Raw genomic sequence first — 19,204 nt, forward strand, 5'->3', positions numbered from 1 at the left:
AGCAGTGTCGGGGGTGGTTCCTATCCTGGGGCGATGCTTCTCACCGACGTCACCGGAGCCTGGACGGGCACCAACGGCTTCCGGCTGATGCCCGCCGACCTGCTCGCCGAGTCGCCGGCCGCGCTCACCGTCGCCACCGCGGCCGGCGGGCACCTGACCACCGTGTCGTACTCGTGGAGCCACCCCGACGACGGCCCGCAGGACGGCCTGCTGGTGATCGCCTCCGGTGACCGGCCGGGCTCGCTCGTCGCCTGGTGGGGCGACTCGTGGCACCAGCAGCCGACACCGATGACGCTCACCGGCGCGGCGGGCGGAGCGGCGGCGGTCGAGCTGACCGCCGGGTACGGCGGCGGCTGGGAGTGGCGGATCGTCCTCGACACCGCCGACCCGGCCGTCCTGCGGCTGCGGATGGAGAACGTGGTCCCCGCCGACCAGGCCGGGCCCGGCACACCGGCCGGGCCCTATCCCGCGATGCTCACCGAGGTGCGCCGGGCCTGAGCCCGGTCAGGCGTCGAGGATCTCCCGCAGCCGGCGCGCGAACGCCTCCGGCTGCCCGGCCTGGCCCATCCCCTCGCCGAGGAACCCGCCGTGGTGGCTCGGGAAGACCGCGGGTTGTCCGCCGAGCAGCTCGGCGGTGGCCACCGACGTCCGCGCGGTGAGCGTCTCCGCCGACTCCTCGCCCACCGCGATCACCACGCGGGTGGGCGCGGCGCGCAGCGCGTCGGCGTCCGGCCGGAAGACGGTGACCGCCGCGGACCGGTCGGAGAGCAGCGGGTCGTCCCGGCTGCCGTCGTCCTCGGCCGGCAGCCCGAACGCGGCCGGGTCCGGCGCGGGCTGCGCGAAGTAGTCGTCTGTGAACTCGCCCCGCCACGAGGTCAGGCCGATGAACGCCGCCATGCCGGCGCCCCAGCCGTTCTTCCGGTACGCCTCCTGGCAGGCGGCCATGGCCCGGCCGGCCGCTTCGGCGTCGGGGAGCAGCGTGGTCAGCGGCGGCTCGTGCGCCACCAGCGTGGTCACCACGTCCGGGTACGCGGCCACCAGGGCGAGCGCGGTCACCGCGCCGCCGCTGCTGGCGAACATGTCGACCGGGCCCACGCCGAGGGCGTCGACGATGTCGCGTACGTCCCGGGCCTGCACCTCGGGCAGCGAGTCGTTCCGGCCGTCCTTGCGGACGCTGCGGCCGAGCCCGCGCGGGTCGTACGTGATGACGGTGCGGTCCGGGAAGTACGACGCGAGCGTGGTGAAGCCGTCGGCGCACATGGGCTGGCCGATCATGAACAGAGGGCGGTGCCCGGCCTCGGCCGCCTCGGGGGCGTGGACGTCGTAGACCAGGTCGACCTCTGGTGTCTGGAGAGTGAGCGTCTTCATGCCTGTGTCGACCGGCGCCGGCCCCGGAAATCATCGGTCCGGCGCAAACCCGTGCCGGGCGCGGCTCGCGGCGGCGTCGACGCCCACCGCCGCGAGCCGTGCCGTCGCGGTCAGCTCACCGTGCCGGTGACGGTGCTGCCGGACTTCGTCACGTAGTAGGTCAGCTTCGTGCCGCTCCAGAAGTGGAACGTCAGCGTCACCCGCTGCCCGTCGTTCACCTCGGCGAAGAACTCCGGCTTCAGCGCGATCGTGTTGCCGGTGTAGTTCGGCGCGAACGTCACGTCGAACTCCTTGTACGAGGTCCAGTTGTGCGGTCCGGCGTTGCTGCCGTCGGCGTACTTCGCCTCCATCGTGGCGAGCTGGTCGCCGCGGAACTGCGCCGGGAGCGTGAACGCGGCGGTGGTGCCGGTCGCGTTGGAGAGCACCGGCGGGTCGTACGTGATGATGCTGATCCGCCACGGCACGCCCGCGGAGAAGCGGGCCGTCAGGTTGGCGTTCACCCCGTACGCGCGGGAGCCGACCAGCCGGGTCAGCGCCGACGCGGTGAGCGTCAGGGTGCTGCCGGAGACCGTGTAGTCGGTGCCGTTCACCAGGTCGGTGGTGCCCTGGCGCAGCCCCTGGAACGTGGTGCCGTTCAGGTTGAGCGTCAGGCTCTTGGCGGTGATCGAGCCGGTCCGCGGCACGTACACCTGGTCGCTGGACGCGGTGCCGGAGCGGGTGGTCCAGCTCGACTTGATCTGCGCGAACAGCTCGGGGTCCTTCCACACGAAGGACGTCCGGTCGAAGTGCTGGCCGTTGTCCCAGAGCTGGGTGGTCAGCTTGCGGCTGCGCGCGTAGTGGCCGAGGAACTCGAAGAACTTCAGCTTCTCGCCCTGCTCGATGGTGCCGGTGTGCCGGTCGAAGCCGAGCAGCCCGTACTCACCGATGATCACCGGGATGTTGCGGGTGACGAATGCGTTGTAGACGCGGTCGAACTGGTCGGTCAGGTCCTGCTGGACCGTCGCGTCGAACCGGGTGCCCCCGGCGACGTTCACGCTGAACGGCCAGTACCCGTAGAAGTGCACGGTGGCGATCAGGTTCGGGTCGTTGAGCGTGTTGAACGTGCTGACCAGCTCGTCCACCCGGGCCTGCTCGGCGGAGGTGTGCAGGGTCGGCAGGACCAGCAGCCGGGTGGCGTTGCCGCCGCCGGACTGGCGGACGATGCGGTGGAACGAGGTGTTCAGCTCGTTGAGCAGCGTGGCGTTCTGCGCGTCGCCGGAGCTGCCGGTGAACTGCGGCTCGTTGACGCTCTCGAAGGTCAGCTTCGGCGAGGAGTCCTTGAACGCGGCGGCGATCTGGGTCCAGAGCGCGTTGTAACGGTTCAGCACGCCTGTGCGGTCGGTGGGCATCGTGTTGATCCACTGCCACGAGTCGTGGTGGATGTTGAGCACCACGTAGAAGCCGTCGGCGAGCGCCCAGCCGACCACCTCGCGTACCCGGTTCAGCCAGGCCGCGTCGATCGTGTAGTTCGGCGCGGCGCCGTGGTGGTTGCTCCAGGTCACCGGGATGCGGATGCTGTTGAAGCCCTGCGCCCGGATGTTGTCGAGCAGCGCCTCGGTGACCCGCGGGTTGCCCCACGCGGTCTCGTCCGCGCCGACCGCGTCGAAGGAGTTGCCGAGGTTCCAGCCGGGCTGCATGGCGGCGACAGCGGCCATGGCGTTGCCGGCCGGCGGCGGGGTCGTGGGCGGTGGCGTGGTGGGCGGCGGGGTGGTCGGGGGCGGAGTCGTCGGCGGTGGCGTGGTGGTCGGCGGCGGGGTGGTCCCGCCGACGCCGCCGGTGCAGGCCACGCCGTTGAGCGAGAACGCTGTCGGCGCGGTGTTGGTGCCGGTCCAGGAGCCGTTGAAGCCGAACGAGACGCTGCCGTTCGTGGCGATGGCGCCGTTGTAGCCGACGTTCGTGGCGGTGACGTCGGCGCCGGAGGACGTGACGCTGGCGCTCCACGCCTGGGTGACCCGCTGGCCGGACGGGAACGTCCAGCGCAGGTTCCAGCCGTTTATCGGATCACCGAGGTTCGTCACGTCGACGTTCGCGGTGAACCCGCCGGGCCACTGGCTGGCGGTGGTGTAGGTGACGCGGCAGCCGGCCGCCGCCTGGGCGTTCGTCGCCATCACGGCGGTGCCGGTCACGAGCGTGGCGGCGGTCGCGGCGACCAGGCCGACCCGCAATCGGGCGGTACGGGGAGAGCGGAACATGGTGGTTCCTTCGTGGTGGGGTGGGGCGCGTGGACGGGGAAGGCGGGGCGCGCACCCGCCCAGCGCGAGAGTAAGTTTGTAATCTAAACATTGTCAATCGGCAGACGTGGATGCGGGGAAGCGCGTCAGGCGGCCGGCAGCGTCTCGACGGTGAGGTGCGCCGACAGCGCGCGCAGGAAGTCCGGCGCGTCGAAGATCCGCCCGGCCGAGGCGACACCGGCCGCCCGCGTCCGCCTGGTCAGGATCCGGTGAACCGCCTCGACCGCCAGCGGCGCGCTGACCGCGTAGATGTCCTGCCCGTGGGCCACCACCCGCCGACGGACGTCACCCGACCGCACCACCACGTCGACGGTGAACGTCTGTGCCGACCGGCCGCGCTCGTCCACAGCGGCCGGAGCGTCCCCGGCGGCCAGGTCCCCCGCCGCGTTTACGGTCATGTACGTGCACACCTCCGGAATGTCCAGGTGGCTCGGCACCGTCACCACGTCGGCCATGGTGAACTCGCCCAGCACGGGCCGGACGCCGAGCGGCGCCGGGAACTCCCAGTCCCGCCGGGGCAGGTCGCCGTCGGCGTACACCAGGCGCCCGTCGGTGAAGCGGACCCGCCGGCCGTCGCGGCGCTCGCGCGAGACGACGCCGGAGGCGACCGTCCCGGCCGTCGGGTGCCAGCTGCTCAGCCCGTACGCGACGTGCGCCTCGCCGGCCGCCGTCCAGTCCCCCATCGCGGCGGTGACCAGCAGGTCGCCCAGCCCGCCGAAGAACGCCATGGCGGGCACCACAGCGACTCCCGCGGCCTCGGCGCGCTCGGCGTAGTGGGCGAACGTGTCCCGGTTCGCCTCGATCTCGGCCGCCACGTCGACGTAGGGGATCCCGGCCCGCAACGCGGCCTCGATCAACGGCCCGGCGGTCGAGGCGAACGGCCCGGCGCAGTTGACCACAGCCGCCACCCCGGCCAGCGCCCGGTCCAGCGAGCCCGGGTCGTCGACCGACGCCACCCGCTGCGCCATCCCCGGGAACGCGGCCGCAAGCTTCCCGAGGTCGCGTCCCACCGGCAGCGGCTCGTATCCCCGCTCCCGCAGCTCCGCCACCACGAACCGTCCGGTGTGCCCGTACGCCCCGAACACCGCCACCTGCATGACGTTCCCCCTCGAAGATCGACTGGATTGATCCTCGCCGGGAACCGAGAGCCGGGACAGTGGCTCAAACGCCAATGCCCGTACAGTTTCGGACATGACCCTGCTCGCGCTCGCCGCCACCGACGGGATGCTGCACTTCGAGCTGGCGGCGGCCTGCGAGATCTTCGTGCGCGACCCGACCGGCCTGGCCGACCCCTGGTACGACCTGGTGGTCTGCGGTCCCGGCCCGGTCGGCGTCGGCCGGTTCGCGGTCACGCCCGACCACGGGCTGGACCACCTCGCCCGCGCCCACACGGTGATCGTCCCGGCGATCGAGGACACCGACGCCGAGCCGCCGTCCGACCTGGTCGACGCGGTCCGCGCCGCGCACGAGGCGGGCGCACGGATGGTCTCGTTCTGCACCGGCGCGTTCGTGCTCGCCGCCGCCGGCATCCTCGACGGGCTGCGCGCCACCACCCACTGGGCGCACACCGGCGCGCTCGCCGCCCGCTACCCGCGCGTGCAGGTCGACCCGGACGTGCTCTACGTGGACAACGGCGACGTACTCGCCTCCGCCGGCAAGGCCGCCGCGATCGACCTGTGCCTGCACCTGATCCGCCGCGACCACGGCTCGACCGTCGCCAACGCCGTCGCCCGCCGCCTGGTGGTGCCGCCGCACCGCGCGGGCGGCCAGGCCCAGTACGTCACCACCCCGGTCCCGGCCCGCGAGGACCACCCGCTCGCCGCACTGCTCCCCTGGGCGATGGCGCGGCTGGACCGCCCGCTCACAGTCGCCGACCTGGCCCGCCAGGCGACCATGAGCACCCGCAACCTGGTCCGGCACTTCACCGCCGCGACCGGCGCCACGCCGTCGCAGTGGCTGGCCACGCAGCGCATCCGCCGGGCGCAGGAACTGCTGGAGAACACCGACGACGGCATCGACGCCGTCGCCGAGGCATCAGGCATGGGTACGGCGACGACACTGCGCCGCCACTTTCAGCGCACCGTCGGCGTACCGCCGGACACCTACCGCCGCACGTTCCGCCGCGGCTGACCGGGTTGCCCGGCGGTTGTAGCGTCGGCCACCCGACCACCGGGTTGCGCGCCTGCCTGTTCTTCGAGGCCCGCGCTTTCCGGCACGGCGGCTATGGTCGATTCGACCACCAGCCGATCGTCGCCGCGCTCGTGGCACGCATCCGCTCCCTCTCCGGCGGCTTCGTGCCACCGAAGGGGACGGTCGCCTGACTCTCGGCACGGGGGAAGATGTGTTCGACGTGATCGTGGTCGGCGGTGGGCCGACCGGCATGATGCTGGCGAGCGAGCTGCGCCTTCAGGGCGTCGGCGTGCTCGTGCTGGAGCGCGACGCCGAGCCGCCGCCGTACGTGCGCTCGCTCGGGCTGCACGTCCGCAGCATCGAGGTGATGGACCAGCGCGGGCTGCTGGAGCGGTTCCGGGAACACGGCGGCACGCACCCGATCCGGGGATTCTTCGCCGGCATCGACAAGCCCGCGCCCGCCGATCTGGACACCGCCCACCCGTACGTCCTCGGCATCCCGCAGACGCTCACCGACCGGCTGCTCGCCGACCACGCCGCCGAGGTCGGCGCCGAGATCCGGCGCGGCACTGCGGTGACCGGGCTGGAGCAGGACGACGACGGCGTGACGGTCCACCTCGACGACGCGAGCGTGCCGCCGCTGCGGGCGCGGTTCGTCGTCGGCTGCGACGGCGGGCGCAGCACCGTCCGCAAGCTGCTCGGCGTCGGATTCCCCGGCGAGCCGTCGAGAGTCGACACGCTGCTCGGCGAGATGGAGGTGACAGCGCCGCCGGACGAGATCACCCGGATCATGACCGAGGTACGCCGCACCGAGAAGCGGTTCGGGCTCGGGCCGTCCGGCAGGCCCAACGTGTTCCGGGTGGTCGTACCGGCGGCCGACGTCACGTCGGTGCCGCCGACACTCGACGACTTCAAACGGCAACTGACCGCGTACGCGGGCACCGACTTCGGCGTGCACTCCCCCCGCTGGCTGTCCCGGTTCGGCGACGCGACCCGCCTGGCCGAGCACTACCGGGTCGGGCGGGTCTTCCTGGCCGGCGACGCCGCGCACGTCCCCCCGCCGCTCGGCGGGCAGGGGCTCAACCTGGGCATCCAGGACGCGTTCAACCTGGGCTGGAAGCTGGCGGCGACGGTGAACGGCTGGGCGCCGGACGGCCTGCTCGACACCTACGAGACCGAGCGGCGCCCGGTCGCGGCCGACGTGCTGACGAACACCCGCGCGCAGATGCTGCTGACCACGAACGAGCCCGGACCGCAGGCGGTACGGCAGGTGCTGACGCAGCTCATGGACTTCGACGAGGTCAACCGCTTCCTGATCGAGAAGGTCACCGCGATCAGCGTCCGGTACGACGTCGGCGAGGGGCACGCCCTGCTCGGGCGGCGGCTGCGCGACGTACCGCTGCGGGAGGGACGCCTGTACGAGCTGATGCGTACCGGCGGTGGGTTGTTGCTCGACGGGACCGGGAAGCTGTCGGTCGACGGCTGGGCCGACCGGGTCGGGCACGTCGCCGGCACCGGCGACGAGCTGGACGTGCCGGCGGTGCTGCTGCGGCCGGACGGGCACGTGGTCTGGACCGGTGACGACCAGCGGACGCTGGACGACGCTCTGGCCCGGTGGTTCGGCGGCGGGACGGTTCGCGGGTAGCGACCGTGCGCCGACTCGACAATGATCGGCTTCATGTCCCACGAGAATCTGGCCGACTCCTGGCGTCGGGTCATCCAGGGCGACGGCAAGTCCTGGGTCGTGTTCGCGAACGGCACCGTCGTCGTCCTGCCGGACCCCGAGCCGGGCATCGACCTCGCCGCTCGGGCCGTCGACATCCTGCGCGAGTACGGTCCCGTCCACGTCGGTTCACCCTCCGCGGACTTCGGCACCCTCACGCTCGATCCCGGCCCCGGATGGGCGGTCTACGGTCACCACAACGACGTGCTGACCTATGTCGGCCCGGACGAGGTCTCGGACGACAGCGATCTGGCGGTCGGTCTCCACGGGCGCAGCAAGCGGGATCGGGACGGCCGGGAGCTGAACGTCGTGCACGTCGAGGACAAACGGCCTCGGTGACCTCGCGACAGGGGCTGATCCACCCCACGATGCACCCCACGCGGTTGCCGGATCAGCCGGCGGCGGCGCACTAGGCTCCGGACCGTGCACGGGTTCACCGATGTCGACCGGCAGCCAGACCCGGACTCGTGGGTCGGCGTACTCGACCGCCTGACCGACGAGCCCTTCTACCAGGCATATCAGCATCGGGTCCGGGAGTTGCTCCACCCGGCGCCCGGCCTGCGCTACCTCGACGTCGGTGCGGGCACCGGGGCGAGCGCGGTCCGCCTTCGAGACGAACACGACGCCGATGTGGTGACGGTGGACCGCGCCCTGACAATGGCTGCCGCCATGCAGGTGCGGGGCCTGAGTCGATGCACCGTCGCCGACGCAAATCGGCTACCGTTCCGCGACGACTCCTTTGACGGCGCCTGGGCCGACCGCACCGTGCAACACCTCGCTCACCCCCGCACCGCCATCGCGGAACTCGTCCGGGTCGTCCGCCCGGGTGGCCGCATCGTCCTCGCGGACCCCGACTACGACACCCAGGTGCTCGACATCACCGACCAGGCTCTGGCGCGGCGCGTACTGCGGTTCCGGGCCGACGTCCTCCTCCGCAACGGCACCCTGGCTCATCAGCACGCCGGCATTCTCGCCACGCTCGGCCTGGCCGACGTCACCGTCGAGCCCCGGACGCTGCTGGTTCGGAACCCGGCCGCCGCCGACAACGTGCTGGGCCTGCGCAGCTGGGCTGCCACAGCGGCTCGGCGCGGCGTACTCGAACCCGCCGAGGCTCGCGCGTTCGAAGACCAGTTCGACGAGGCCGTCGAGGCAGGCCGGTTCACGTACGCGGTCACGTTCTTCCTCACCGCGGCCACCGTCACCTGAGACGGACGCCGGCTACGGCAGCGACCGCCCCGATACCTCGGAAACACTGACCCGGCTCTGCGCGGGGCAGTGAGCGGGCCGACACCTGCCGGGGTGTAGGCGGACGGGATGCCGGGTACCTCGCGCCTTACCCCGTACCCCTGCCCAGGAGGATTCCCATGACCGTCGTACTCGCCGTTGTCTGCAAAGACGGGGTGGTGATCGGCGCCGACTCCCAGATCACCGAGAGCGACCGCGGTCTGAGCTTCCCCGCCCAGAAGCTGCATCCGCTGGGCGACTGCGCCGCCTGGGGCGGCAGCGGCGCGCGGGGAGTCCTCAACGACCTGCGCCCCCTGCTCCAGGACTCGGCCACCGCCATCCTCGAAGCACCCGACATCGGCGACGAGTTGCAGGAGCGCGTCCTGCCCGTCTTCAAGAAGCACTACGAGAACTACATCCCGGACGTACCCGGCGAGGGCGCCGGCGGTGGGGTGTCGGCGTACCTGCTCGCGGCCGGCTACAGCCAGGGCGGCCCGTGGATCGTGGAGATCAACCCCAACGGGCTGATCGGCCGCTACGAGGACGTGGGCTTCCACGCCATCGGCTCGGGCGCGCCCATGGCCCAGCAGGCCGGCGCGCTGCTGTCCCACTTCCGGATGACCACGCGCACCGTCGAGTACGGCGTGGTGGGCGTGGTACGGGTCCTGGAGGCGCTGGAGCGGACCTCGCCGTCGGTCGGCGGGCCGTTCAGCGTCGCGTGCATCCGCGAGGAGGGCGCCCACCACCTCGACGAGAAGGAGATCGCCAAGGCGCTGAAGGACGCCGAGCGCTGGCGCAATCTCGAACAGAAGGCGCTCGACGGCCTGTTCGGCTGACAGAGCGTGTCGGGCGGCCGGGCTCGGAACGCCGGCGGAGCAACGGCCGCCCGTGCCCAGGTGGTGGCGCGTGCGGCCCGTTCAGAGCCGCCTTGACCGACGGGAGCGGAGGAAAGCCCTCGCCCGTCGACCGGCAGCCGGCCTACCTGCTCGACCTCACGGACGGCATCGACCTTGGGAGGCGATAGGGATCAATCTGGCTGCTACCTCTTCGAAATCGCCGAAGCCGCTGACGGTTTGCAGCGGGCCACGGGCTCGGTAGTAGGCGCGCAACGACTCGATCTGTGCCTGGTGGTTCTCCTGTGCGTACGCGTATGTGAGCAGGAGTTCCTGGCGCCGCACGGCGACCTGGGGATCAAGTTCCATCCGTCGTTCCACCCGGCGCTGAACGGCGAGGTGGAGTTGGTCCTCAGTCAGGACGAGTTCGATCACTGTGTCGGGAACATGGCCGCTCCGCGTCAGCAACTCGGCCTGACGGATCGTGCGAGGGAAGCCGTACAGCACCCAGCCATCGTCGACGTCGGCTAGTGCGTCGGCGACGGCTCTGACCATCAGTTCATCGGTGACAAGCTGTCCGGCCTGCATATAACCGATCGCCTCTTCGCCCAGCGGAGTCTGCTGCAGCACATGCTCGCGGAAGACATTGCCTGCGCTGACGACCTGCAGGCCGCAGGCGTCTGCCAGAGCCGACGCAGCGGAAGCCAGGTCGACGAGCGGCCCGGCGATGAGGGCCACGTTGGCCATGTGTACTCCCATTTTTTCCGCAAAGAGCCAAGCTAGCAGTGCACGTGGTTCCGGTGAGCCGCCCCGCACAAGATCGAAAAGGCCGTCTCCGCCTGGCGGAAACGGCCTTTGAACTGGGTGGAGCTGAGGGGATTTGAACCCCTGACCCCCTCGATGCGAACGAGGTGCGCTACCGGTCTGCGCCACAGCCCCTCCGCCGGCGAACCGGCGTCGGTCCCACCCGGCTTTCACCGGGCGGGCCGACGACAAGGCTAACAGGTCGCGCCCCCACGACGCGAACCGCCCTGCCGCCCCGTAGATCTTGGAAGGAAAAGGCCCTCGGAGGGGCCCAAACCTTCCAAGATCGCCAAGGAACCGCGCGCGGCGGGTCAGGCGCCTCGGCCGGACTGGTAGGGGCGTCCGCGCAGGCCGCCCGCCCGCCGGTAGGACACCGAGCCGCCGCTCGCCGCCGGTGGCAGGTCCGCGGGACGGTCCAGCCCCATCGCCGTACGCCGGACCGCCTCGCGCTGGGCGGCCAGCCGGCGCTGCGCCTCCCGCCGGGCCGCCGCGCGCCGGGCCTGCTCGCGGCGTACCTCGGCCTGGCGGGCGGCCAGCCAGGCCGCCTCGCGGGCGTCCGCACGCCGCCGCCGGCGCTCGGCCAGGGCACGCTGCCGCAGGTGTACGACGTACGCGACGAGCAGCGTGCCGGTGACCGAGACGCTGATCCAGAACCCGGGTCCGACGAGCACCACGCCGCCCAGCTCGACCAGGTTGAGCAGCAGCAGCGCGGCCAGCACCCGGCGCCGGCGGTAGATCGCCGGGGTGTGCCGTCGGCGGGGCGGGTGCCGTCGGCGGGACTGGGCCGGCACCGCGGAGACGGGCCGGAGTCGCCCGGAGCGCCGGCGCAGCGGCGGCGCGGAGACCGGACGGGCAAGACTACCCGTGTCGAAGTCTTCACTGAGGGTCACAACGAGGGAGCGCGGCGGGTGCAGCGGTCGCCGCCCGGGCACGGTGCGCCGTCGACGCTGGCGCTGGAGCACCCGCGCCGTCGACTGCGCCCGCTCCGCCACCAGCCGCTCGGTGGCGTCGTACCGGCGGACCAGCGCCGGAGCGAGGGCGAGCAGACCGGCGGCGGCGAGGACGGCGAGGAGCACCGACGTGGGCACCCTCACCCCTCCCGTCACCAAAGTTCTCCGGCGAGCGCCGACCGCCGCAACTTCTTCCGTCGACCGTCGTTTACGGCGCACTTCGTGCGGGCGGGCAGCGCTTGCCACAGCTTGCAGTTACTTGAGGTTACGGGCCGCCGACCCGGTTCACAGTGCGCCGCGCCGGGCGTTCGCCTCAGCGGCGGTTGTCACGTACGCGGTGCCACCGCGCCAGCAAGCCGCCCTCGGCTACTACTTCCTCGCCCGTCATCGCGTATCCGATGTGGTCGCGCCACGCGCCGTCGATGTGCATGTAGCGCACGTGATAGGCCTCCTCGCGGAAGCCGAGTTTCTCCACCACCCGCCGGGACGGCGTGTTCTCCGGCCGGATGTTCACCTCGATCCGGTGCAGACCGCCCGGCCCGAACGCGTGGTCCACGGCGAGCGCCACAGCAGTCGGGATCACGCCGCGACCGGCCACCCGGGAGTCCACCCAGTAGCCCACGTACCCGGAGCAGAACGCGCGCCGCACGATGCTGCCCACGTTCACGTGGCCGACCAGCCGCTCCTGCCCGTTCTCGCGCAGGCAGACGGCGAACGGCATGCCCTCACCGGTACGCGCGGACTTGCGCTGGTCGGCGTGCACCAGGCGGAACGCGGCGGGCGAGTTCGTCTCGTACCAGCCGCCGGGCACATGGGACTCCCACGGCGCCAGCCACTCCCGGTTCGCGCGCCGGATCTCCGACCAGGCGGCGGCGTCCGAACGCCGGTACGGCCGTAACACCACCGGACCGTCCACCAGCACCGCCGGCCATCCCGGCGCCCGCCGGAACCTCACGGAGCCGGCCTTTCGCTCGCGACTGCGGGGCTCGCAAGCTCACTCCTCGCGCTCACCGGCGCCGGTCCAGCAGGAGAACATCCACCGTAGACCCGGCGGCGGCGGTGGTGACCCGCTCGCCGAGCACCAGCAGGCCGTTCGCGTCGGACAGGCCGGACAGCGTGTACGGGCCACCGGCGAGCGGCTGCACCGTGTACCCGCCGCCGCGCCGCTCGGCCACGTGCGCGGGCCGGAACTCGCGCAGGCCCACCGGGGACGAGACCGTCTCCAGCAGGTGGGCGCGGACGCTCGGCCGGAACACCGGCTCGGCCCCGGCCAGCAGCTGGATGGCCGGCCGGGCCAGCACCTCGAAGCCGATCAGCGCCGCGCCGGGCTCACCGGGAAGACACACCACCGGCACCTCCTCGGCGCCGACCGTACCGAACCCGAGGGCCGTTCCGGGATAGAGGGCCACCTCTGTGAAGGTGACCGGCCCGGCCCGGCCGCCGTCGCGACGGGACAGGATGCGGCGGACCATGTCGCCGGGGCCGGTGCCGGTGCCGCCGGTCGTGATGATCAGGTCGGCGCGCAGCGTCTGGTCCTCCAGCAGGCCGCGCAGCGCCTCCGGGTCGTCGTCGCAGATCCCCACCCGGTACGCGAGCGCGCCCGCCTCGGCCGCCGCCGCGGTCAGCGCGTGGGAGTTGGTGTCCACCACCTGCCCGGGCTGGCTGCCCCGGCCCACGTCCACCAGTTCGTCGCCGGTGGCCACGATGACCACGCGCGGGCTGGGCCGCACCACCACGTGCCCGATGCCGGTGGCGGCGAACACCGCGACCAGGGCCGGTGAGACGTACGCGCCGGCGCGGGCGAGCAGCGTGCCCGCGACCAGTTCCTCCCCGGCGCGGCGCAGGCCGTACCCCCGTTTGGGGGCGCGGAAGATCTCGACGGCGGCCATGCCCTGGTCGGTCCACTCCACCGGGACGACCACGTCCGCGCCGATCGGCAGCGGCGCGCCCGCCGCCACCGAGAAGCAGGAGCCGGGGGTGAGCCGGACCGGCCGCCAGCTCGCCGCGCCCAGGTCACCCACCACGTTGAGGCGGATGCTGCGGCCGCCGGGCATACCGGAGGGGGCCGGGACGTAGCCCGGCCCCCGACTCCCACCGGAGATGTCCTCCCAGCGCGCGGCGTACCCGTCCACCGCCGCCTGGTCGAAGGCGGGGTACGAGTGCGGGGCGACCACGTCCTCGGCGAGCACGTTGCCGTACGCCTGGGTCAGGTCGAGGTCGAGTGGAGGCAGCGCGCGTAACCTGCGCAGCACACTGCCCAGGTAGTCGGCGAGCGGCGTCAACTCGTTCGCGGCCGCCTCGGCGTCGGCCGTCGCGGTCATGTATCGGCACCGCCGGACGCGTCGCGGATGCCGTTGAGGACGGCTGCGGTGACTGTCTCGTCACCGTTGTTGACGAACTCGGTCAGCCACTTGCGGAACTCGGCGCCCAGGTCGTCCCGCTCGGCGGCGATCTGCACCACGGTCTGGAGGTAGCCGAGCGGCATGCCGGTGTCGTAGCGGGTGCCCCGGTAGACGATGGCGTGCACCGGCACCCCCTCGGTACGCAGCAGCTCCATCGCGTCGGTCAGCTGGATCTCGCCGCCGCTGCCCGGCTGGGTACGCCGGATCGCGTCGAAGATCCTCCCGGGGAGCACGTACCGGCCGAGGACGGCGAGGTTGCTGGGGGCGTCGGCCGGGCTGGGCTTCTCCACCATGCCGGTGACCTTGACGACCTCGGCGATGTCGGCGTACTCCGACTCGGCCGGCTCGACCGACGCGATGCCGTACCGGCTGGTCTCGGCCGGGTCGACCTCGAAGAACGCGAGCACCACGCCGCCGGTGCGGGCCTGAAGCTCCAGCATGGCCGGCAGCAGCGGCTCGGACGGCTTGACGAACTCGTCGCCGAGCAGCACCGCGAAGGGCGCGTCGCCGACGTGCGACTCGGCGTACCCGACGGCGTGGCCGAGACCGAGCTGTTCCGGCTGGCGGACCGTGTAGATCGCGGCGAGTTCCTCGGTGCGCTTGACCTCGGCCAGCAGCTCGGGCTTCTTGGCGAGCCGTTCCTCCAGGTCCGGCCGGCGGTCGAAGTGGTCCACCATCGAGGTCTTGCCGCGACCGGTGATCAGCAGGATGTCGTCGATGCCGGCCTGCGCGGCCTCCTCGACGATGTACTGCAGGACCGGGCGGTCGACGACCGGCAGCAGTTCCTTGGGAACCGCCTTGGTGGCCGGCAGGAACCGGGTGGCCAGGCCGGCGGCCGGGATCACGGCCTTGACCGCGCGGGAGCGACCGGGGGTCGCTGAGGGGTTCGCTGAGTGCTCCGACATGTCGCGAGACTATCGGCCACGGCTCTGCCGCGGCGGGTGAGGACCGGAAGACGCGCCGCCCTGGACGGTGCCCGCCGGGTCCGCCGCGCCGGCCCGGGGCAGCCCGTCCGGCGGGCTGACACCGGCGGCCACCACCGGGATCTCCTGGGTGGGCACCGGATCGGGCGCCGGGGCGAGCCGGTAGCCGTCGCGTCCGGCGGCCTTCGCCGCGTACAACGCGTCGTCGGCGGCGTCGAGCACCTGCTGGCCGCCGGCGGCGTGGTCCGGGTAGACGGCGATGCCGATGGAGACGGTCACCGGCACCCGCACCGGCTCGTCGCCGCTCCCCTCGACTGTCACCGGCTGGTCGCGTACCACCGCGCCGAGCCGCTCGGCGACGATCGTGGCGCCCCGGGCGTCGGTCTCCGGCAGCAGCACCACGAACTCCTCGCCGCCCTGCCGGAACGCCAGGTCCACCTCGCGGATCACGCCGCGTACCCGGCGGGCGAACTCGACCAGCACGGCGTCCCCGGCGGCGTGGCCCCAGGTGTCGTTGACGTTCTTGAACCGGTCCAGGTCGAGCGCGAGGACGCTGAGCATCCGGCCGAACCGGTTCGCCCGCTCCACCTCGCGGCGGATCGACTCACGCAGGTAGCGGTAGTTCCACAGCCCGGTCAGCGGGTCGGTGAGCGAGAGCCGCTGGGCCTCCTCGTGCACCCGGACGTTCTCCACCGCGACCGCCGCGTGCCCGGCGAACGTCCGCAGCGTCACCACGTCGTCGTCGTGGAACCCGTGCCCGCCGAGCCGGTCGTAGAGCACGAGTACGCCGAGCGCCGCGCAGGCCGAGCCGGGCGGGTCGCCGTCGGCGGGCGGGTGGCCGGGCCGGTCCGGGCCGCGCGGCTCGGTGCCGCCGGGGGTGGCGAACGGCACGGCCACGTACGTCTCGCAGGTCGGCTCCCCGGTCGGCGTGTCCGGCGGCGCCCACCGTCCGCGCAGCGGTTCGCCGGTGGCGGCCACCGCGCCGAGCACCCCGGCGCCGACCGCGACCCGCAGCGTCGCCGGGTCGGCCGGGTCGCTCGTCGGCCAGCGCCCGGTCAGCCCTTCCACGCACCGGCCGACGAGGACGCCGTCGCCGTCGACGAGCAGCACCGCGCCGGCCCGGGCGCCGGTGGCGGCGATCGCGCTGTCCAGGATCACCCGCAGGATGCGTTGCAGGTCGTGCGTGCTGGCGAGCGTGTCACCGAGCACCGCGAGGTGGTTGCGGAGCTGGTCGCGGCTGCTGGTCAGCGCCGTCACGTAGGTGCCGGTCTCCCGGGTCATCCGGTTGAACGCGCTTGCGAGCCGCCCGATCTCGTCACGGCTGCGCACCGGCACCCGGGCGCTCAGGTCGCCGCGTGCCACCCGGTCCACCGCGCCGGCCAGCTCACCGAGCGGCCGGGTGGTCACCCGGGCCAGCCGCCAGGCCGCCAGCACGGCGAGCAGGGCGGCGAGCGCGACGGCGGCGATCAGCGCCCCGTACAGGCCGGGCGCGCGCTCCCCCGGCACCGACAGCACCAGTGGGAGCGGCTGACCGGGAGACGGACCGACCCGCCGCACGTACCGGCCGTCGCCGGTGCCTGTCACCCGGTTCCCGTCCGCCTTGCCGGCGGCGGCCAGCACCGCTGCGCGTACCCCCTGGTCCTCGGTCGTGTGGGTGATGCCGCCGGGGTCGTCGAGGAGGGTGACCCCGACGCCGGTCACGGCGGCGAGCCGCGCCACGAAGGCCCGGTCGACGGGCTGGGCGGCGGCGACCGCGCCCAGGTCGGTGCCGGCCGGGTCGCGGAGCCGGACCTGGGCGGAGAGCGCCGCGACGCCGGTGGCTGGTGCGCCGGCGCAGTCCTGCCAGCGCCCGGCCGGTCCGTCCGGCGTGGTGTAGGTGGTGCGGCCGGCGGCGTCGGCGATCAGCACGGCGGCGGCCAGCCCTCGGGCGACCACCTGGTCGGCCGCGCGCGACCGGACGACCGGGTCGCCGACCAGCGCGACCGCGTCGGCCGCCGCGCGGAGTTGCTGGCAGAGCGCGTCGATCGAGGTACGCACACCGGCCGCGGCCAGGCCCAGCCGTTCGGTGGCACGGCTGCGGTCGACGGCGCTGAGCGTGGTCCCGACGAAGAACGCGCCGAGCAGGACGGGGCCGAGGACCACCGCGAGGAAAGCCGCCGTCAACCGCCCGCGTAGCGTCAATCTTCCCCCCGGAAGTTCCGCTCCCTTGGTGCGATGCTGACACAGAGCGACCATTAGGCAAGCGTTGCGTCAGGAGTGTTGCGTGCCGGAATTTTCGGATGAAGCGCACGATGCGAAGCGGGAGATGCGCATCGCGCTACTCGCCGCGCGCCGGTCGCTGTCCGCGGCCGACCGCGCGGTGGCGGCCGCCGCCGTCCAGGCCGAGCTGGTGACGTTGGTACGCCGCCTGCGCCCGGCCAGGATGAGCGCGTACGTGCCGGTCGCCTCCGAGCCCGGCGGGCACGACCTGCCGGACGTGCTGCTCGCCGCGCTGCCGCCCGACGCCGAACTGCTGCTGCCGGTGCTGCGCGAGGACCTGGACCTGGACTGGGCCCGTTACACCGGCCCGGAGTCGTTGCGCGCCGCCGGCCGGGGTCTGCGCGAGCCGACCGCACCGCCCCGGGGGCGGACCGCGGTGGCCGGAGCCGCCCTGGTCGTGGTGCCGGCGGTGGCGGTGGACCGCCGGGGTATCCGGCTGGGCCGCGGCGGCGGCTCGTACGACCGCGCGCTGGCCCGGGTGCCCGCCACGGTGCCGACGGTGGCGCTGCTGCACGACGGCGAGCTGGTGGAGGCGGTGCCCGCCCTGCCGCACGACCGCCCGGTGCACTGTGTGATCACTCCGGCGGACGGGCTGGTGGCGGTCCCGGGTGTGGGGCCGGGCGCTTCCGCTGGACGAATGCGGGGGTCATGACGCACCATTGGCACTCGAAGACCACGAGTGCCAGAAGGCCGTGCCGAAGATCCGGAGGAGAACGTGCCCACGTACCAGTACGCCTGCACCGCGTGCGGCCACCAGCTCGAGGCGGTGCAGTCCTTCTCGGACGAGCCGCTGACCGAGTGCCCGGCGTGTGAGGGGCGGCTGCGAAAGCTCTTCAACTCGGTGGGCATCGTGTTCAAGGGCTCCGGCTTCTACCGTACGGACTCCCGTTCGTCCGGTTCCGACAACGGCTCCTCGACCACGAGCAAGCCGGCCAAGTCCGAGTCGTCCTCGTCCTCGTCGTCGTCGGACTCCTCGTCCTCGTCGTCCGGCTCGTCTTCCTCGTCCGGGTCGTCTTCTTCGTCCGGTTCCGGGTCGACGGCGAGCAAGGCACCGGCGGCGTCCAGCTCGTCCTGACCCGCTGCTCGCACGCGACACGTGGCCGTTCCCGCTCGGGGGCGGCCACGTTCCGTTCGCGGCGGATGCTCGCCGGGCTCGGCGAGGTTGCCGCATCGGCCGGTGGCGGATGCTCGCCACCTCGGCGAGGTTGCTGCGTCGGAAGGTGGCGAATGGTCGCCACCTCGGGGAGGTTGCTGCATCCGCCGGTCCGGAAGCAGCAAGCTCCCCGAGCTGGCGGTCCCGGCCGCACCGGGCCTCCGCGCTGGTCCCGGGGAACGGTTTTCCACAAGCGGGCGGGTTATCCACAGGGGCGGGCGGTGGGGCGGCGGGAGCCGGGCGGCCGGGCCTAGCCTGCGGTCGGATGGTCGGCCGGCGGTGGGAGGCAGCGGTGACGGATGGCGAGGCGACGTTGCGTCCGGTCCGCTGGCGCGGGCTGCCCCGGCGCCGGACGCTGCTGCGGGTGACGCTCGTCGCGGTGCTGCTGGGGCTGGCCGCCGCGGTGCTCCAGACGCCGCCGTCCTGCCCACCACCCCGTGTCCTGCCGGCCGCCTCGGCGACGGCGTCGCCGTCCGGCGGCACCCCCGCCCTGCCGGCCGGTGCGGTCGGCGTACCGATCCGGCTGGCCGAGCCGGCCGCCCTCGCGGTGCTGCGCCCGGGTGCCCGGGTCGACCTGCTCGTCGTGCCGGCCGGCGGTACGCCCGACCCCACGCTGCTGGCTCCACGCGCCCTGGTGCTCGACGTGGTCGGCGCCACCGGAGCGGTCGACGGCTCCTCGGCGCTCTACCTGGCGCTGCCGCCGGAGCAGGCCCGGCGGGCGGTCGGGTTGCCGGAAGGCAGCCGCTTCGCCGTGGTGGTACGCGGCTGACGCGAGCCCGGCGAGCAGCCCGCCGCGGCGCGATCAGCCCCAGTGCGGGGGACGCTCGGCGAGCAGCCAGTCGTCGTTGCCGCCGGGGCGCTCGCCCCAGCCACGGTCGGTGTCGTCGCTGGTCTGCTCGGGCAGCACCACGAAGTCGTCGCTGAGGTCGACCACGCGGTCGTCGTCGTCGCGCGGTGTCCGGATGGCGGGTTCGGTCACGATCAGCAACGATACCGCCGAACGGGCCGCCGGCTCGATCCCCGGGACCGGCCGGATCGTCCCGAGCCCGGCCGTACCGGGCCGGGAGCCGTCGGAACGCCACACACCGGGCGCCACGGGCCGGGGTGGCGGTGATCGACGCGTCGGGCGGCCGACCGGCCCGGGGCGTTGGTAGCGTCGGACGGC

Annotated in this window: 20 protein-coding genes and 1 tRNA gene; 9 read left to right on the plus strand and 12 right to left on the minus strand. The window is 73.1% G+C overall.

Annotation, left to right across the window (positions count from 1 at the left end):
* Positions 1-33: 33 nt before the first annotated feature.
* A complete protein-coding gene (locus OC439_RS06385; protein WP_262012633.1) occupies positions 34-498 on the plus strand; it encodes a hypothetical protein in 465 nt (154 codons plus the stop codon).
* Positions 499-504: 6 nt separating this feature from the next.
* On the opposite strand, the gene OC439_RS06390 is transcribed toward OC439_RS06385, so the two are convergent.
* The 3 genes from OC439_RS06390 to OC439_RS06400 form a co-directional block, all read right to left on the minus strand.
* A complete protein-coding gene (locus tag OC439_RS06390) occupies positions 505-1,368 on the minus strand; it encodes an alpha/beta fold hydrolase (RefSeq protein WP_262012634.1) in 864 nt (287 codons plus the stop codon).
* 110 nt (positions 1,369-1,478) lie between these two features.
* On the minus strand, positions 1,479-3,599 hold the full coding sequence (locus tag OC439_RS06395) for a cellulase family glycosylhydrolase (RefSeq protein WP_262012635.1): 2,121 nt from the start codon (positions 3,597-3,599) through the stop codon (positions 1,479-1,481).
* Positions 3,600-3,724: 125 nt separating this feature from the next.
* The gene (locus OC439_RS06400) at positions 3,725-4,735 is read right to left on the minus strand and encodes a saccharopine dehydrogenase family protein (protein ID WP_262012636.1); all 1,011 of its coding nucleotides are present in this window, start codon (positions 4,733-4,735) and stop codon (positions 3,725-3,727) included.
* 94 nt (positions 4,736-4,829) lie between these two features.
* On the opposite strand from OC439_RS06400, the gene OC439_RS06405 reads away from it, so the two are divergent.
* From OC439_RS06405 to OC439_RS06430, 6 genes are all read left to right on the plus strand, one after another.
* Entirely contained in the window at positions 4,830-5,768 is a 939-nt protein-coding gene (locus tag OC439_RS06405) for a helix-turn-helix domain-containing protein (RefSeq protein ID WP_262012637.1), read from the plus strand.
* Positions 5,769-5,773: 5 nt separating this feature from the next.
* Entirely contained in the window at positions 5,774-5,959 is a 186-nt protein-coding gene (locus OC439_RS06410) for a hypothetical protein (protein WP_262012638.1), read from the plus strand.
* Between the two features lie 20 nt (positions 5,960-5,979).
* Complete coding sequence (rox, locus tag OC439_RS06415) at positions 5,980-7,413, plus strand: rifampin monooxygenase (protein ID WP_262012639.1); 1,434 nt, start codon at positions 5,980-5,982, stop codon at positions 7,411-7,413.
* Between the two features lie 33 nt (positions 7,414-7,446).
* Positions 7,447-7,830 carry a hypothetical protein gene (locus OC439_RS06420; protein ID WP_262012640.1) on the plus strand — a complete coding sequence of 128 codons (384 nt, stop codon included), beginning with the start codon at positions 7,447-7,449 and terminating at the stop codon, positions 7,828-7,830.
* Between the two features lie 84 nt (positions 7,831-7,914).
* Complete coding sequence (locus OC439_RS06425; RefSeq protein WP_262012641.1) at positions 7,915-8,697, plus strand: methyltransferase domain-containing protein; 783 nt, start codon at positions 7,915-7,917, stop codon at positions 8,695-8,697.
* Positions 8,698-8,855: 158 nt separating this feature from the next.
* Positions 8,856-9,551: a proteasome protein gene (locus tag OC439_RS06430; RefSeq protein WP_262012642.1), complete on the plus strand. Its 696-nt coding sequence runs from the start codon at positions 8,856-8,858 to the stop codon at positions 9,549-9,551.
* A 156-nt stretch (positions 9,552-9,707) separates the two neighbouring features.
* Here OC439_RS06430 and OC439_RS06435 read toward each other — a convergent pair whose 3' ends face one another.
* The 7 genes from OC439_RS06435 to OC439_RS06465 all read right to left on the minus strand — a co-directional run bounded on the left by OC439_RS06435 (position 9,708) and on the right by OC439_RS06465 (position 16,808).
* Positions 9,708-10,295, minus strand: a complete 588-nt coding sequence (locus OC439_RS06435; protein WP_262012643.1) for a nucleoside monophosphate kinase — start codon at positions 10,293-10,295, stop codon at positions 9,708-9,710.
* A gap of 118 nt (positions 10,296-10,413) precedes the next feature.
* Positions 10,414-10,487, minus strand: a tRNA-Ala gene (locus tag OC439_RS06440).
* A gap of 176 nt (positions 10,488-10,663) precedes the next feature.
* Entirely contained in the window at positions 10,664-11,446 is a 783-nt protein-coding gene (locus OC439_RS06445) for a hypothetical protein (protein WP_262012644.1), read from the minus strand.
* A gap of 169 nt (positions 11,447-11,615) precedes the next feature.
* Positions 11,616-12,257 (minus strand): GNAT family N-acetyltransferase, encoded by a 642-nt coding sequence (locus tag OC439_RS06450; protein WP_262012645.1) that lies wholly within the window; start codon positions 12,255-12,257, stop codon positions 11,616-11,618.
* Positions 12,258-12,309: 52 nt separating this feature from the next.
* Entirely contained in the window at positions 12,310-13,623 is a 1,314-nt protein-coding gene (glp, locus tag OC439_RS06455) for a gephyrin-like molybdotransferase Glp (RefSeq protein ID WP_135243213.1), read from the minus strand.
* Entirely contained in the window at positions 13,620-14,609 is a 990-nt protein-coding gene (locus tag OC439_RS06460) for a UTP--glucose-1-phosphate uridylyltransferase (protein WP_262012646.1), read from the minus strand. The genes glp and OC439_RS06460 overlap by 4 nt, the downstream gene beginning before the upstream one ends.
* A gap of 9 nt (positions 14,610-14,618) precedes the next feature.
* Positions 14,619-16,808 carry a sensor domain-containing diguanylate cyclase gene (locus tag OC439_RS06465; RefSeq protein WP_262012647.1) on the minus strand — a complete coding sequence of 730 codons (2,190 nt, stop codon included), beginning with the start codon at positions 16,806-16,808 and terminating at the stop codon, positions 14,619-14,621.
* Between the two features lie 82 nt (positions 16,809-16,890).
* On the opposite strand from OC439_RS06465, the gene OC439_RS06470 reads away from it, so the two are divergent.
* Entirely contained in the window at positions 16,891-17,538 is a 648-nt protein-coding gene (locus tag OC439_RS06470; RefSeq protein WP_410054891.1) for a 5-formyltetrahydrofolate cyclo-ligase, read from the plus strand.
* Positions 17,539-17,756: 218 nt separating this feature from the next.
* On the opposite strand, the gene OC439_RS06480 is transcribed toward OC439_RS06470, so the two are convergent.
* Positions 17,757-17,975: a hypothetical protein gene (locus OC439_RS06480; protein WP_262012762.1), complete on the minus strand. Its 219-nt coding sequence runs from the start codon at positions 17,973-17,975 to the stop codon at positions 17,757-17,759.
* 356 nt (positions 17,976-18,331) lie between these two features.
* Here OC439_RS06480 and OC439_RS06485 point away from each other — a divergent pair, with 356 nt between their 5' ends.
* Positions 18,332-18,808, plus strand: a complete 477-nt coding sequence (locus tag OC439_RS06485) for a flagellar biosynthesis protein FlgA (protein WP_262012649.1) — start codon at positions 18,332-18,334, stop codon at positions 18,806-18,808.
* A 33-nt stretch (positions 18,809-18,841) separates the two neighbouring features.
* Here the strand turns inward: OC439_RS06485 and OC439_RS06490 are convergent, their stop codons facing one another.
* On the minus strand, positions 18,842-19,018 hold the full coding sequence (locus OC439_RS06490) for a hypothetical protein (protein WP_194798979.1): 177 nt from the start codon (positions 19,016-19,018) through the stop codon (positions 18,842-18,844).
* Positions 19,019-19,204 lie beyond the last annotated feature (186 nt).

Source organism: Micromonospora sp. Mcm103, from assembly GCF_024519755.1.
GTDB lineage: Bacteria > Actinomycetota > Actinomycetes > Mycobacteriales > Micromonosporaceae > Micromonospora > Micromonospora aurantiaca.